This is a genomic window from Acaryochloris sp. CCMEE 5410 (genome assembly GCF_000238775.2).
GTDB lineage: Bacteria > Cyanobacteriota > Cyanobacteriia > Thermosynechococcales > Thermosynechococcaceae > Acaryochloris.
Genome location: NZ_AFEJ02000001.1, coordinates 2,130,306 through 2,145,486, shown reverse-complemented (window position 1 = coordinate 2,145,486; position 15,181 = coordinate 2,130,306). Strand labels below are relative to the sequence as shown.

At 49.9% G+C, this 15,181-nt stretch carries 12 protein-coding genes; 9 read left to right on the top strand and 3 right to left on the bottom strand.

Translation table 11 applies throughout. The features are described from left to right. The first annotated feature begins 124 nt into the window (after positions 1-124). Positions 125-2,629 carry a filamentous hemagglutinin N-terminal domain-containing protein gene (locus tag ON05_RS09605; protein WP_236619006.1) on the top strand — a complete coding sequence of 835 codons (2,505 nt, stop codon included), beginning with the start codon at positions 125-127 and terminating at the stop codon, positions 2,627-2,629. Here ON05_RS09605 and ON05_RS09600 read toward each other — a convergent pair. Further along, positions 2,626-5,292, bottom strand: coding sequence for a pitrilysin family protein (locus ON05_RS09600; protein WP_010475395.1), 2,667 nt, complete (start codon positions 5,290-5,292; stop codon positions 2,626-2,628). The two genes, ON05_RS09605 and ON05_RS09600, sit on opposite strands and share 4 nt — an antisense overlap. A gap of 259 nt (positions 5,293-5,551) precedes the next feature. Between ON05_RS09600 and ON05_RS09595 the strand changes: the two genes are divergently transcribed. The 3 genes from ON05_RS09595 to ON05_RS09585 all read left to right on the top strand — a co-directional run bounded on the left by ON05_RS09595 (position 5,552) and on the right by ON05_RS09585 (position 8,546). Further along, a complete protein-coding gene (locus ON05_RS09595) occupies positions 5,552-7,165 on the top strand; it encodes a rhomboid family intramembrane serine protease (RefSeq protein ID WP_010475393.1) in 1,614 nt (537 codons plus the stop codon). A gap of 145 nt (positions 7,166-7,310) precedes the next feature. Beyond that, a complete protein-coding gene (locus ON05_RS09590) occupies positions 7,311-7,856 on the top strand; it encodes a dihydrofolate reductase family protein (RefSeq protein WP_010475391.1) in 546 nt (181 codons plus the stop codon). A gap of 195 nt (positions 7,857-8,051) precedes the next feature. Next, positions 8,052-8,546: a pentapeptide repeat-containing protein gene (locus ON05_RS09585; RefSeq protein ID WP_010475389.1), complete on the top strand. Its 495-nt coding sequence runs from the start codon at positions 8,052-8,054 to the stop codon at positions 8,544-8,546. 525 nt (positions 8,547-9,071) lie between these two features. On the opposite strand, the gene ON05_RS09580 is transcribed toward ON05_RS09585, so the two are convergent. Then, positions 9,072-9,329, bottom strand: a complete 258-nt coding sequence (locus tag ON05_RS09580; RefSeq protein ID WP_010475386.1) for a hypothetical protein — start codon at positions 9,327-9,329, stop codon at positions 9,072-9,074. A 2-nt stretch (positions 9,330-9,331) separates the two neighbouring features. On the opposite strand from ON05_RS09580, the gene pntA reads away from it, so the two are divergent. From pntA to ON05_RS09555, 5 genes are all read left to right on the top strand, one after another. Further along, positions 9,332-10,948 (top strand): Re/Si-specific NAD(P)(+) transhydrogenase subunit alpha, encoded by a 1,617-nt coding sequence (gene pntA / locus ON05_RS09575; RefSeq protein WP_010475385.1) that lies wholly within the window; start codon positions 9,332-9,334, stop codon positions 10,946-10,948. Positions 10,949-11,026: 78 nt separating this feature from the next. Continuing rightward, positions 11,027-12,451 (top strand): Re/Si-specific NAD(P)(+) transhydrogenase subunit beta, encoded by a 1,425-nt coding sequence (gene pntB, locus ON05_RS09570; RefSeq protein WP_010475384.1) that lies wholly within the window; start codon positions 11,027-11,029, stop codon positions 12,449-12,451. Positions 12,452-12,729: 278 nt separating this feature from the next. Continuing rightward, positions 12,730-13,317 carry a neutral zinc metallopeptidase gene (locus tag ON05_RS09565; protein ID WP_262561494.1) on the top strand — a complete coding sequence of 196 codons (588 nt, stop codon included), beginning with the start codon at positions 12,730-12,732 and terminating at the stop codon, positions 13,315-13,317. Between the two features lie 45 nt (positions 13,318-13,362). Then, the gene (larB, locus tag ON05_RS09560; protein ID WP_010475382.1) at positions 13,363-14,157 is read left to right on the top strand and encodes a nickel pincer cofactor biosynthesis protein LarB; all 795 of its coding nucleotides are present in this window, start codon (positions 13,363-13,365) and stop codon (positions 14,155-14,157) included. 4 nt (positions 14,158-14,161) lie between these two features. Continuing rightward, a complete protein-coding gene (locus tag ON05_RS09555; protein WP_010475380.1) occupies positions 14,162-14,722 on the top strand; it encodes an N-acetyltransferase in 561 nt (186 codons plus the stop codon). Between the two features lie 3 nt (positions 14,723-14,725). Here the strand turns inward: ON05_RS09555 and queF are convergent, their stop codons facing one another. Next, positions 14,726-15,160, bottom strand: coding sequence for a preQ(1) synthase (gene queF, locus ON05_RS09550; protein WP_012164657.1), 435 nt, complete (start codon positions 15,158-15,160; stop codon positions 14,726-14,728). Positions 15,161-15,181: the final 21 nt, after the last annotated feature.

Below are 15,181 nucleotides of genomic sequence, written 5' to 3'. Positions count from 1 at the left end.
TCTGGGTTAAACGATGGGCCAACTTGAATCGGATCAGACTGGTGACAACCTTCATCTCTTGATAAGTTAGTGGGTGACTTCATGTTTGACCTGCACCATTTAATAAATTTTTTTCTTGTTAAATTTGGCTCGAACCAATCACAATAAAGCTTTGCTGTGGGCAACAATCAGTGTTCTAGGGTGGATCGGCCTGTGGTCTTCAGCCTCAGCTCAAATTCGCCCTGATACTACTTTGCCGATTAATTCCGAAGTGCGTTCAGAAGGCGCAATTCAACGAATTCTGGGCGGGACTCAGGCAGGGCAAAACTTATTTCATAGTTTTCGGCAGTTTGATTTGCCCCCTGGCACGACTGCCTATTTTGATCAGAATCCTGCTCTGACCCATATCTTTGCCCGGATTACAGGAGGACAGGCATCGAGTGTAGATGGTGTGCTTCGAGCCAATGGAACCACTAATTTATTCCTAATTAACCCCAAAGGGATCTTGTTTGGTCCCAACGCTCAATTGAATTTAGGGGGCTCTTTTTTAGCCACAACAGCAAATCGTGTTCTGTTCCCGAATGGCAGCGCTTTTAGCGCAATGCCTACTGCCCAGTCTGCGCCGTTACTGTCCATTAATCAGCCCCTGGGATTAGTGTTTGACCAACAGCCGGGTCCGATTACAGTACGATCTGGCCTTACCGTTCAGCCGGGTCAAATGTTGAGCCTGTTGGGGGGCGATGTGAATATCAGGGGCAATCTAACGGCTCCAGGAGGGCGAATTGAGTTAGGGGCCGTTGATGCGAATCAACAGGTGCAGCTCGATCCCTTATCTTTTGGACTAGACTACAGCGGTGTCCAACGCTTTCAAGATATTCGCATTGATAATTTAGCGATTGTTGATACGAGTGGCCCAGGTGGTGGATTGATCAATGTGCAGGGCGATCGCGTCACCCTGGCTGATGGAGGACGACTGCAATCCATTACTTTGGGAAATGTTGATGGTAGCGGTATTACGGTCAACGCCGAAACCTCTCTAGAGGTTTTGGGCAATTTTGCACCAAATAGTCCAATAGATCCCTTTTTTGCTCAACGAGGATTCTTTTTACCCCAGACAACCACTATTTTTTCAACCACAATTGGCTCTGGGCAGGCCAGTGCCATCGAAATTAATACTGGCACTGTGCGGGTTACAGATGGTGCAAAGATTACAGCAGCGACCGATGGCTTGGGTCCTGGAGGCAACCTTACCATCAATGCAGCTCGTTCTATTGATGTGGGAGGGGAAACGATCCTCTTGGGCTTTGTTCCAGAAGCGGTTCCTTTTACGGAACCCGTTACTCGAAACTTCCTGATTGACCAGACCAGCATTAGTCAAATTAATGCTCGTAGTGCATTTGTCCCTAACAGTGGTCCCAGTGGCAATATCACCATTAATACAGGCGATCTGACCTTACGGAATGGGGCTAACCTGACAGCGGGATCAAATCTTGGGCCTGGTGGGGCGATTACTCTCAATGCGCGGGGTACGGTTGAAATTGTCGGGTCCAGCAAACGTGGCTTCTCAACGAGTAATATCTCTACCGCGTCTATTAGTGAGAATAATGCCCTGGATACCATTATTCGAGCCAATAAACTGATTCTTCGTGATGGTGGTGTAATTACTGCCAGTGCCTTTGGTTTAGGGCAAGCGGGAGATATCCGGATCAACGCAACTCAATCGGTCGAAATTTTAGGTGTTAGTCGATCAGGCTTGATTGCAAGTCAAATTAATGCCGGTTCTTTTGGTGCAGGTAATTCCGGAGATGTCACAATCGATACTGGCGTTTTAATGGTCAAGGATGGGGGAACCCTTCAGCTGAGTAGTGTCGCCCAAGGCCAGACTGGCTCTTTGAGCGTAACAGCGAACTCAGTATTCTTGGAAAATCAGAGTCAAATTAGTAGTAATGCAGTGGCAAGCCCCGCTGGTAATATTAGGATTGAGGCCAACCTATTACTCCTGGGAGATGGCAGCAATATTACGACTAATGCCTCGGGGATTGATGCAGGTGGCAATATCAAAATTAATGCCGATTTATTAGTTGCACTGCCTTTTGAGGGGGATAGCAATATTACTGCGAATGCGATGAATGGACCGGGAGGGCAAATTACGATTACAACTCAAGGTCTATTTGGGATTGCAGTCCGAGATCGCAACACTAACCTAAATGACATTACAGCCATTTCTCAAAACAATCCTCAGCTCAATGGTGTGGTGGAACTCAACACCCCCGATGCTGACCCCAGCGACAACCTGGCAGAACAACCCGATGAGGTAGAGGCTCCTCAACCTATTGCGCAGGGATGTCAAACTCGGCAATTTGCGAACCAAAGCCGACTTAAACGTTCCGGGCGAGGGGGGTTACCCATTAATCCCCACAGCGCTCTTTCTCCCTTGGCGGTTTGGCAAGACCTGCGTACGGATTCTGAGCCTTTGTCTCAGGTCAGTCCTGCCTCCGAATTGACGGCTACTTTGCCTACAGATACTCCAGTTCAGGAGATTACGGAAGCTCAAGGCTGGCAGCAGGATGAACAGGGACGCACCGTGTTAACAACCCAGCGCCAAGGTCCATCTCATTATGCTTTCCAACCCTCTGCTCCCAACTGCTAGCTCCGAATGGCATCCACGGGACCAGCAGAAACGATAACCATTCGGTCAGGATGGATAAAGGCTTCAATGGCCTGATTAATCTCGGCCATGGTGACAGCGCCGATGCGTTGGGGAAGGTGACGGATTTCTTCGATGGGTAAGCCCAGGACTTCATTCATCAAAAACCGCTGGGCCAGAATATCGGGATCAGCCAGATCAACGGGATAGCTGTTGAGGATGGAGCGCTGGGCTGTGTCTAGCTCGGACTGAGTAATTCCTTTTGCTTTCACTTGTTTGAGTAAGGCGAGGGTACTGGAAATCGCAGTTTGAGTATCTTCGGGGGATGTTTGCATCTGTACGGCAAAGGGACCTGCATGGAGTCCGGCGGCAAAATAGCTGTAGATGCCGTAGGTGAGTCCTTTGCGATCGCGGATTTCAGTACCTAAACGACTCGATAACGTATCGCCTCCGATAATCTGGTTCAGAAGCATGGCTGCATAGTAGAGAGAATGGTGGCGTTCAATACCGGGATAGCCCATATAGGTCACCACTTGAGTTTTGCCCGGTAGAGGTGCATTCACTCGCTGGATCGTAGGAGGCATCTGAGGTTCAGGAAAGTTGAGCGGGGTAGAACTCTGGAGATTTTGCCATTGGCCTAGGGTTCGGTTGAGGTGCGATCGCAACTCCGCACCCTCAAAATCTCCCACCAAGGTCAAAATCATATTGTCGGGACGATAATGCTGCTCATAAAACCGCAAAATTCCTTCTCTGCTGATGTTTTTCAGGCTATTGGCTGTGGGGAACCCATGAAACGGATGGTCTTGGGCATAAATTTTTTGCTGAAAGGTCCGTCGGGCTAGCGCCCCTGGATCATCTAGCTCTAACTGCAGGTGGGTCAGCATGCGCTGACGAGATAAATCCAACAGCTGTTGAGGGAAGGTCGCATGCTGCAGGACGTCTGCCAAGGTCTCTAGCACCACGGGGAGGTCAGGAGATAAGGCATAGCCCGAGACATCAACGCCTTCTCGCAGGGATAGAAAATCTAAACTGGCCCCGCGATTTTCTAAGGCTTTAGCAATGGCTAGATCATCTTTGCTCGTCGTGCCACTCATCAGGTTGTCCGCCGTCATGCTGGCCACCCCGCCCAAAGTCAGATAATCCCACTGATTGCCAGCCTGAATATGACCACTCAGGGTCACCGTGGGCGTACTGTGATCCTCGAGTAACAGCACCGTTAGACCATTATCTAAGACCCACCGCTCCGGCAAAGATTGGGTGTCAGAGCCAGCAGAGGTGGCCAAGTCCGGTAGATATTTAGCGACCTGAGCCGGATCCACCGGCTCGCTTGGCGTAAAGTTCTCTGCCGTTTGGGTGGCGGGAATGCTCGCAGGCATGGGCTGACCCTCTAGCTGCGTGGGCTCGAATAAACCAACCGTTCTCTGGGTAGGGGTGAGATAGGTCTGAGCGACTCGCTGCACATCAGCAGGGGTCACCGCTTCAATCCCCTTTAGATAGCGATCGCTAAAGCAGTGATCATTGGTGACAATTTGGTTGTAGGCCAACTGGCTCGCCTGATTCTCAATCTCGCGGTTACTGAGAATAAAGCCAGCCTTGACCTGAGTTTTGGCTCGTTCCAGCTCTTCAAGGTTAATGGGCTGGCTCCGCAGTTGCTCCAGGGTTGCCTCCACCACCTGATCAATTTCTGACAGTTCCCCTGCAGCAGCGGTCACCGAAATGTTGTACCAACCCCCATCCATCAGGGAGGCAACATAGGCATGGGCATTCGTGGCTAAGCCAGACTCAATTAAGGCGGGATAAAACCGTGAATTGCGCCCAGCCGATAGAATGGAATCCAAAATCTCTAGGGCCGGAATATCGGGATGCTGGGCATCAGGGATGGGGTAGACCGCATCTAGCAGAGGGGCGCTGCCAGGTTCTTTCAATACAATCGGCGCTGAGGGGGCAGTTTTTGTAACCACGGACATGGGTGTCGGGGCCGTTGCGACTGGACGACTAGGAATGGGACCAAAGTAGGTCTGAATTTGTTCTAGAACCGTACGTTCGTCAAAATCCCCCGTGATCACCAACGTGGCATTACTCGGCTGGTAATAGGTTTGGTAATATTCCTGCACTTGGTCTAGGGTAAATTGCTCCACGTCCGACTTGTTTCCTCCAACTGACAACCCATAGTTGGACTCTGGAAAAGCCTGCTGCATCACGGCTTTACTCAGGCGATAGTCAGGACTATTCTCATAGCCCTGCAGCTCTGAAATCACGACACGCTTCTCACTGGCCAGATGTTCAGCCGTCAGTGTTACGTTCTGCATCCGGTCGGCTTCCAGGATCAGCAAGGTTTCTAATTTGTCGCTACCCACGGTGCCGTAATAGGCGGTCATGTCATAGCTGGTAAAGGCGTTGGAGGCACTGCCCAGGGCGCTGAAGAGTTTGCCAAATTGGATTGGACGAGAGTGGGTGCCCTTAAACATCAAGTGTTCTAGCTGGTGGGTTATGCCATTGAGCCCTAATGCCTCATTGCGGGAACCCACTCGATACCACACTTGCACACTGACGACCGGTGCCGTATGCACTTCCTTCAGTAAGATTGTTAAGCCATTGTCCAGGATTGTTTTGTTGACATCTTTGGTCAACACATGTCGTAGGTCAGGGGTACTAGAAATAGTCACGTTGGTAGATATCAATGGATCAACAGAGGATAAACCGCAGGAATAATATATAGTCTTCAGATCTTAGTATCGCCTACCTCCTTCTCTTGTGGTTGAGGGGAAAGATGTGGGGGCAGGCATTGACAGTAGGCAACGGCTATCCGACTTTTACCGTGCTCGTCAGACAACCGCCTCCCAAAGGGAATTATCATGACAGGAACGTCCGGTTGTTTAGTTAAGCACCATATATGACCATCAATCCAGCCTCTGAGGAGCAGTAATGGACTTCAATCAACTGTTGCTGTGGATGGTCTATGTATCCTGTATTAGTTTATTAATCGTTGGTTTCAAACGAGGCAAGGCGGCTAGAGGTTGGCTGCTGATTGCGGCATTGCTCCTGGGATTAACGCTCTTTCTCCAGCAAGTTTTACCCAATCATGTTGGGCTCATCAGTGGTGCCCTTTGGTTCCTCGTGATCCTGATCCCTCAACGAGGCTCGGTTCGCATCAATCAACTCACCTGGCAGCATCGATTTAAGCCTGCGCGTCAATGGGCTCAAGTGCTACGACTGTTGCATCCTATGGATAGTTTTTGGCAATGGCCTCGTTATCTCCATGCCATGGAACTCGCTCAAGCGGGTCAACTGCCGGAGGCTGAAACCAAACTGCGACCGTTTAGCCAATCGAAATCCCTGATGAGTATTGTGGCTCGCTGCCAAATCTCTCGCTTTCGAGGAGAGTGGCAGGAAATCTTGGACTGGATGACCCAGGAAACCCCCAAAGCCACGGTGATGAGTAGCACCTCGCTGATGGCGACCTACCTGATGGCCCTAGGAGAGACCAATCGTCTCAATGAGATGATTCTGGAGTTAGAGCGATTCCAGCCTCAACTGGCCAATGCTGCTAGCAAATACTACTGGGACTTCAGCCGTCTGATCGTATTTTCCTTCTGTGGGCAGCCAGAACTGGTGACTCGCTTGCTCAAAGGCCCTCTGGCGAAAATAGCGGATTCAGCCCAACAATTTTGGTCCGCCACAGCGGCCATGGCAGCCGGTGAAACCGAGTTCGCTCAAACAGAGTTCGATCAACTGATTGCCAGTGGCAATGGCCTCTATGCTAATACGCTACGCCAGCGTCATCCCCAAGCCCGCGTTGATGAAGCCTTAGATGATCATTCACACCACCAATTAAAGGTGTGGGGAGATGCCTTATTCGTAGAATTGCCAGATCGGGAACGACAGCGCGTCAAGATCTGGCAGTCACCGATCACCCTAGGCTTGATTGTCATAAATCTCGCCTTCTTTGTTGCTGAGGTCATTCTGGGCAGTCGTGCGAATGGACTCAATTTGGGGACAGATACCAATGCGTTGTACACATTAGGGGCGCTTATCCCGTCAGAAGTGGTCGCCGGGGACTGGTGGCGACTCTTGGCAGCAGCTTTTCTGCACTTTGGCATTCAGCACCTTAGCCTCAATATGTTTGGGTTAGCGCTGCTCGGGCCGTTTGTGGAGAAAATGTTGGGCACTTGGCGCTTTTTAGTTTCGTATTTAATGACAGCGATTGGCTCAATGCTGACACTGACCCTATTAACGATTACCGGTATTTTTGTCACCCCAGCAGCAGTGGGGGCCTCTGGAGCCATTATGGGATTAATCGGAACTGAAGCTGCGATTCAGCTGCGCATTATCAGACAGCAATCTTCTAAGGTGGCAGCGACTCGTTTAAGGCTGATTGGTCTGTTTGTAGTTATCCAAATGATTTTTGATGCCATGACTCCTCAAGTGAGTTTTATCGGCCATGCCTCCGGTTTAGTGATTGGATTTGGGGTGGGTTGCATACTGAAGCTGAATGATCCAGTATCTGTTTCTCAGCCAACGGCACTGAAATCTTCCTAAACTCAGGGGGCTTCAATGGTAAGGCCAACTATAAAAGAGGAATCTCTATCAATCCTGCGCAGATTATCATGTTTTGCTGCATGGACTTGTCGTTTCCTTTGATCAGTGTCTAGATTCAGGACACAAGGGTATGACAAGGTTACTTATGCGGAAACTAAAGTACTATATTGCATCCACGATTGATGGTTTTATTGCCCATGAAGATGGTTCCTTTGATGGTTTTTTGATGGAAGGAGATCATGTCTCAGATTATTTAGCGGCCTTGCAGCAGTTTGATGTCGTTTTGATGGGACGGAAGACTTATGAAGTGGGAGTCAAAGAGGGAGTCACTAATCCCTACCCACATATGAAACAGTTTGTCATTTCTCAAACGTTACCCATTCGTCCAGATGAAGCTGTGACCGTTGTTGCGGATGAGGTGAATGACTTGGTTCGTAATCTGAAAGCGGAATCTGGCCAGGATATCTATCTCTGCGGTGGTGGAGAGTTGGCTAAAACGCTGTTAGCGGCTCAACATATCGATGAAATTATTCTCAAAGTGAATCCAGTCTTATTTGGCACTGGAATTCCTTTATTTGCAAGTGGCCAACCCCCTATCCCCACCACTCGTCTGCAGCTATCGGATCACAATATCTATAGCAACGGACTAGTGTTGTTGTTCTATAACGTCCTTTACGATGCAGTGAGTTGAGGGACTGCGACGTTAGGACCCCCAACATAGACGAGTAGGTGTTGGGCTTTTGAAAAGTTCTTTTGCATTACTGGTACTAAGGCTGAGATTTTCTTGGGAGTGCGTGCCAAAGGGACCAATTTGTATTAAGTTTTGTCAAAGGGGGCCTTTGGCTCTCGCCTTACTCTAGAAATTGACTTTAGAAACTTAGAAAATATGTTCCGGATTCGCACCGCTATTTTATGTACGCTTTTAGCATTGTTTTTATTACTGCCTTTACCTGTTCATGCCGCCAGTTCTGCCGCAACTCGTGCGATTGATGATGAGGACATTGTCACCCAAGATTTTTCGGGGCAAGACTTACGAGAGGCTGAATTCAGTAATAATCAATTGGCGGGGGCCAATTTTAGCGAGGCTGACCTCACAGCTGTCGTGTTCAATGGGGTTGACTTAACAGGTGCCAGTCTAAAAAACGTAGATATGACCGGTGGAATGGCTTACCTGAGCAGCTTTGCAGAAGCCGACCTCAGTGGAGCCATCTTAACGGAAGCCATGCTGTTGCAGTCCAGTCTTCGCAATGCCACCGTTACGGATGCTGACTTTAGTTTTGCCGTGATTGATAAGGACCAAGTCAAGATCCTCTGCGAGACCGCCAGTGGTGTGAATCCTGTCACGGGTGTTGATACTCGCGATTCATTGGGTTGCCCTTAACGAAATTAGAAATAGAAGTTGCCCTACTCCCTGGTACCTAATAAATCTTGGGTAGCAGGGAATTTTTGGGTACGCCACTGTCAACGATTACCCAGCCAATGTTGAGAGAATGGTCTTTAAAAATGGCCAAGGTAGTTCTGGATTTTCTTCTGGCAGGCTGGTTGAATTGACTTTGGCTTATCTCATCTGCTGAACATGCCTGCGGAGTGGTCGTTTTCCGCAGGCTAACTTTGTATGCGGTTGCTGATTTCCCCCTTGAGTCTCCAAGGCCATGAATGGATAGGTCCTTAGCTTGAATAGTCTGTGTCGGTTGGTTTAGAGAAATTACTGTAGCAGTACCAACTGCCATGCACACAACACTCTACAAAGCAGAACAAAGAATTTATAAGACAAGTTAAAGAATGTCGCCTAATTTTGGGGATCAGGCTTAGGATCTAAGTGCATTAGCATGAGCTTTTTATTAGGTAAACCCATACTTTGATTTAGTGTTAAGTCCAGTTAGTAAAGCCTTGCGCTGATTACGCTTCAATCCCTTGGCAAAATTTCCAAAACTCGTTGTTCACGCCTCACTTCCGTTTTATAGTTCGATCGCTCTCGGAGCTGCATTTCCTGTCTGTGGCAATGAGGCCAAACCGCTCTCAAGATAATTATTTGGAGGGCATTGATCATCTCTGTGAACCGTTGGGTTTTTTGAAAACTATATCCCGCCTCTATAATTCCCAGGGAGGTCAGACGCACCGTAATTTTTAATTTCCGTTGAAGACTTACCACCGCAAGGAGCATTCATGACTGTTGCCGACAAGAAATTAGCGAACGCTGATAACCCTCAAGATCCAAAAACAGGCCTAAAAATCGGCATCCCGAAAGAAGTCTTTCCCGGCGAGCGCCGAGTCGCAGCGACCCCCGATACGGCTAAAACGCTGCAAAAAATGGGATTTGAAGTCTTAGTGGAATCTAAAGCAGGCGCTGATGCCACGTTTTCCGATCAGGTCTATGAACAGGCTGGCTGCCAAGTCGTGGCAGATACCACTCAACTCTGGGAAACCGCCGATATTATTCTCAAGGTGCGGGCACCCCAGATGCACCCTACCCTGAATCGCCATGAAGTAGAACTTTTAAATGAAGGCAAAACCCTAATCAGCTTTATTTGGCCTGCTCAAAACGAAGACTTATTGAAGCAGTTAGCTGAGCAAAAGGCCAATGTTCTGGCGATGGATGCGATCCCTCGGATTAGCCGCGCCCAGAAAATGGATGCTCTTAGCTCCATGGCCAATATTGCCGGCTATCGAGCTGTAGTGGAATCGGCGAATAACTTTGGTCGCTTTTTCACTGGACAAATCACCGCTGCAGGTAAAGTTCCCCCCGCTAAAGTACTCGTGATTGGGGCTGGTGTTGCCGGTCTTGCCGCCATTGGTGCAGCTCGAGGTTTAGGGGCGGTGGTTCGCTCCTTCGATACTCGACCTGTAGTCAAAGAACAGGTGCAAAGTATGGGGGCTGAATTCCTAGAGCTGGAATTTGAGGAAGATGGTACTGGATCAGGGGGCTATGCCAAAACCATGAGCCCTGAGTTTATCGCTGCTGAAATGGAGCTGTTTGCTCAGCAAGCCGAAGAAGTAGATATCATCATTACCACTGCCTTGATCCCAGGTAAAAAAGCCCCATTGCTGATTACCAAGGATATGGTTGAGAGCATGAAGGAAGGCTCTGTCGTCGTGGATATGGCAGCAGAGCAGGGGGGCAACTGCGAAGTCACCCGACCCAACGAAGTCTATCAACATCATGGTGTGACGATTGTGGGTCTGACGGATTTGCCCAGTCGCATGGCTAACCAATCGAGTCAGCTCTATGGCAATAACCTGTGCCATCTGCTGAAGGATATGGGTGGCGCTGAAGACTACAAAATTGACTTTGAAGACGAGGTGGTGCGGGGCGCTACCGTTCTGCAAGAGGGCAAAATTACTTGGCCTCCCCCTCAAGTCAGTCAGCCTTCACCGCCAAAGCCTGCTGCTGAGGCTAAGCAACCCGCAATGCCCGCTGAGCCGGAAGTAAAAGAAAAATCTGTGATTGGCCAGTGGCTCCCCTTGATTGCAGTCGGTGCAGCCTTATTTGGAATTGGCTTAACCGCTCCTCCTTCTTTCCTGACTCACTTCACCGTGTTTGTATTGGCCTGTTTTGTGGGTTGGCAGGTGATTTGGAATGTTGCCCCTGCGCTGCATACGCCTTTGATGAGTGTCACCAATGCCATTAGCGGCATTATTATTCTGGGGGGCATGTTGCAAATCTCTGGTCCCTTGGGTTCACCGACCACGATACTGGGTGCGATCGCAATCCTAGTGGGCACCATCAATATCGCCGGTGGCTTCCTAGTTACCCAGCGGATGCTGCAAATGTTCCGCCGATAATCTCTCTATTTCTAAACACCCTTCCCGCTGCCCTCAACTGGATAGGGCAGCGACTCTACCCTTTTTTAGGAGTCCACTATGACCAATAGCCTTGTCACCGTGGCTTACATCGCGGCAAGTGCATTATTTATCTTGAGTTTGGCCGGTTTGTCGAATCAGGAAACCGCTCGCAAGGGCAATGTTTATGGCATTCTCGGCATGGTAATTGCCCTGGGAGCCACCGCCTTGAGTGCTGAAGTTACCAGCTACAGCACCCTGGCCGCCGTGGTGATTCCCGGTGGGATTATTGGCGCGATTGTCGCTTCCCGCGTGGCCATGACCTCCATGCCTGAATTAGTGGCTATCTTGCATAGCTTTGTCGGTTTAGCGGCGGTTCTAGTGGGCATTGCCAACTATCTGCAGCCGGAATCTGGATTGTCCGGGGGTGAAGAAGCCATTCACCATATCGAAATTTATCTGGGTGTCTTTATTGGCGCGGTTACGTTTACCGGGTCGATTATTGCCTTTGCCAAATTGCGCGCCATTATTGGCAGTAAGCCGTTGATGTTGCCCGCCCGCCATTTTCTGAATATTGGCATGTTGGTGGGTTCGGTGATTCTAGGTGCTCAGTTTATGGGGGCGGCAGGTACTAGTGGTTTGCAACCCTTACTGATCATGACTGCGATCGCAAGTCTGTTGGGCATCCATTTGGTAGCGGCAATCGGCGGTGCTGATATGCCTGTGGTGATCTCCATGCTCAACAGCTATTCCGGCTGGGCGGCTGCTGCAGCGGGCTTTATGTTGGGGAATGACCTTTTGATTATCACCGGTGCCCTAGTGGGCAGTAGCGGCGCTATCCTCAGCTACATTATGTGCAAAGCCATGAACAGAGGGTTCTTCAGCGTGATTCTGGGTGGATTTGGTGCTGCTCCTAAAGGCGGTTCCAAGTCCGCGGATGGTCCCGTGGGTGAAGCCACCTCCACCACTGTGGAAGGCACCGTGGAACTGCTCAAAAATGCCAAGAACGTGATTATTGCCCCAGGTTATGGCATGGCTGTGGCCCAAGCTCAACATCCCGTGGCTCAAATCACTAAGATTCTGCGGGACCAGGGTACAAACGTCCGCTTTGGTATTCACCCGGTCGCAGGTCGGTTACCGGGCCATATGAATGTGCTGTTGGCAGAAGCCAATGTTCCTTACGATATCGTGCTGGAAATGGACGAAATTAACGACGATTTCGCCGAAACCGATCTCGTGCTGGTGATTGGCGCCAATGATACGGTTAATCCCAGCGCCCTCAGCGATCCTGAAAGTCCCATTGCTGGCATGCCCGTGCTAGAAGTCTGGAATGCTGAGAATGTTGTGGTGATGAAGCGAGGGATGTCCAGTGGGTATGCAGGGGTTGATAATCCCTTGTTCTACAATGACAACACCGAAATGCTGTTTGGAGATGCTCGTCAAAACGTCGATGCTATCTTAGGGCAACTCGCTGCGACCAAGACCAAGACAGCTGTCGCCGCTTAACGTCTCTGACTCAATATTCTGCCTAAAGTAGAGAATGCCTGTTTCTATTAGGTGTTCTCTACTTTTTTTATGGATAAACCTCTGTTTATGACTGAAAATCTTCCAGCAAAGACAGTGAACTTTCTGGATGAAAATACCGTCTACACTGTTAATTAATATCCTCTGAATCTCTCACTAGCCCTATGCTTTCCAGCCTTTCTAAGGGACATTGGTCTTTAAATCGACGTAGATTTGTACCCTCACTGCTGCTCTCAGTAAGTTTGGCTACGGGGCTGGGCTTGACGGCATCACAGCCCGCCACCAGTCAAACTCTGCGTCAAAAAGTCAATTTTGCGAATTCAGATATTAATGCCTTTTGGGATGAGGCGTTTCGGCAAATGGGTCGTAAATGGTATCGCCCCAAATCCTACACATACTATCGGGCGGTCCGCACGGCCTGTGGCATCTCTGGTCCCTTTAATGCCCTCTACTGCCCTCGTGATCATGGCATTTACCTTAATATCCCGTTTTTAGTCCGGGCTGATCGGCGCTGGGGAGATTTTGCTGCGATTACGATCATGGCCCATGAATATGGTCATGCAGTTCAGCGCCAGCTCGGCCTAAGTCGCCTCAATCGCTACCTATACCAAGAAGAGCTGCAGGCGGACTGTTTTGCGGGGGTTTATGCCCAATATGCAAGTCGTAAAGGCCTGCTTGATCCCAATGATGCCAAGGAAGGCTACTATCAGTCCTACTCCAGTGGTCATGCTCGATTTAATCCCAATACCCACGGCACTCGTGCTCAGCGGGCTCAAGCCTTTCGTACGGGCTATAGAAACGGGTTCAGGAGTTGCTTAAGATATACCGTGGTGAGGTTTAGGCGTTAGTCTATATCATCTGTGATCTGTTACTAACTCAATAGTTTTAAGCTTGTGACCCTACCTGACACCCTTGCGCAACTGCTAACGGCCGTTTCTACAGGTGAGGTCAGCCCAGACCTAGCCTTGCAAAAGCTGAAATATCTCGCCTATGAACCCGTGGGTGATTTTGCCAAAATTGATCACCATCGAACCTTGCGAACGGGTTTCCCTGAGGTGATTTGGGGACCAGGTAAAACCCCTGAGCAAATTATCGAGATTTTCAAAACCATGGAGGCCCAGGCCGATTGTGTGATCGCCACGCGGATAGAACCTGAGGTTTTTGCCCAACTGCAGCCAGCTTTGCCCCAGCTCCAGTACTTTGAAAAAGCCAGAATTTGCTCTACAACCCCATTACCCAAAACGTCGAAACAACCCGGTCAGATGGGGATTGTATCTGCGGGGACTGCCGATCAAGCCGTTGCGGAAGAAGCGGCTGTGGTGGCCGCTCTCTGGGGATATGCAGTGACTCGATTTTGGGATGTGGGGGTGGCAGGTATTCATCGATTATTGAGTTGCCGAGATGCGATCTCATCCATGGATGTCCTGATCGTCGTTGCAGGGATGGAAGGAGCCTTAGCCAGCGTGGTGGCAGGTTTAGTCGACTGCCCCGTCATTGCCGTTCCTACGAGCATTGGCTATGGGGCCAGCTTTAACGGCCTAGCCCCCCTACTGACGATGCTGAATTCCTGTGCCCCTGGCATTGGTGTGGTCAATATTGACAATGGGTTTGGTGCGGCCATGTTAGCGGGGCAGATTTTGAGGACAGCCGTTCAGATCCAGACTTCACAGTCGGAAAAGTCTGAGTAGACAGATGCCCATTCTCGATTTACCCCCCGATCATCCTCAGATTCACAGGGACGTCGCGACTTTGTTGGTGGATGGCTTTCGTGAAAATTGGCCCGAGGCTTGGCCCCATCTAGAGGCTGGTCTGCTAGAAGTACAAGCATCTTTACAGCTAGGTCGGATTAGTCGGATTGCGATCAACCGGGAAGAACAGGTCCTGGGTTGGATTGGCGGCCTGCCCAGGTATGCGGGCCATGTTTGGGAGCTGCATCCCCTGGTCGTTAAGGCATCAGAGCGGGGCCAAGGGTGGGGGCGTCGCTTAGTCGCTGATTTAGAAACCTGCGTGCAGCAACGGGGTGGCTTGACCCTCTGGGTGGGGACCGATGATGAGACCGGCCAAACGAATTTGAGTCATGCCAACCTCTACCCCAATGTGCTGGAGCATTTGGCTCAGCTTAAGAACCTGCGCCAGCACCCCTATGAGTTCTACCAAAAGTGTGGATTTTCGGTTGTCGGGGTGATGCCGGATGCCAATGGACGGGGTAAGCCGGATATTTACATGGCGAAATCGATCACGCCTAAACCCTAATCTCTATTTTTGGTGGTGGACTTCAATCACAGTATGGACGTTTCCTCTGGGTAGGAAGTCACCTTTTACCGTGATCTCTAAAGGATCACAGGCGGCCACAATATCATCTAAAATTTGGTTCACAGATTCCTCATGGGAAATATAGCGATCGCGATAGCTGTTGATATAGAGTTTTAACGCTTTCAGCTCCACAACGCGCTGATCGGGGACATAGGTGAGATGAATGGTGGCGAAATCAGGATATCCAGAAAATGGACATTTGCAGGTAAATTCTGGCAGCGTAATGTGAATGTCGTAACGACGCCCCACGCGAGGGTTCGGGAAAGTAATCAGTGTTCCTTCTGCAATTTGGCGTTCCCCATATTTGGATTCTGAAGTCTCTTGTACAGACTGGGCGTTGGGGTCAGAAGTAGGATTTTGGATGGGAGATTGGCTCATGAGGTTCGGTAGCAAGTGTGG

Bases quoted from the DNA above. Each gene is read 5' to 3' on its own strand.
- ON05_RS09580 (WP_010475386.1), bottom strand. From the start codon at position 9,329: ATGCTCCTTGCGGTGGTAAGTCTTCAACGGAAATTAAAAATTACGGTG.
- ON05_RS09555 (WP_010475380.1), top strand. From the start codon at position 14,162: ATGCCCATTCTCGATTTACCCCCCGATCATCCTCAGATTCACAGGGAC.
- queF (WP_012164657.1), bottom strand. From the start codon at position 15,160: ATGAGCCAATCTCCCATCCAAAATCCTACTTCTGACCCCAACGCCCAG.
- pntB (WP_010475384.1), top strand. From the start codon at position 11,027: ATGACCAATAGCCTTGTCACCGTGGCTTACATCGCGGCAAGTGCATTA.
- ON05_RS09595 (WP_010475393.1), top strand. From the start codon at position 5,552: ATGGACTTCAATCAACTGTTGCTGTGGATGGTCTATGTATCCTGTATT.
- pntA (WP_010475385.1), top strand. From the start codon at position 9,332: ATGACTGTTGCCGACAAGAAATTAGCGAACGCTGATAACCCTCAAGAT.
- ON05_RS09590 (WP_010475391.1), top strand. From the start codon at position 7,311: ATGCGGAAACTAAAGTACTATATTGCATCCACGATTGATGGTTTTATT.
- ON05_RS09585 (WP_010475389.1), top strand. From the start codon at position 8,052: ATGTTCCGGATTCGCACCGCTATTTTATGTACGCTTTTAGCATTGTTT.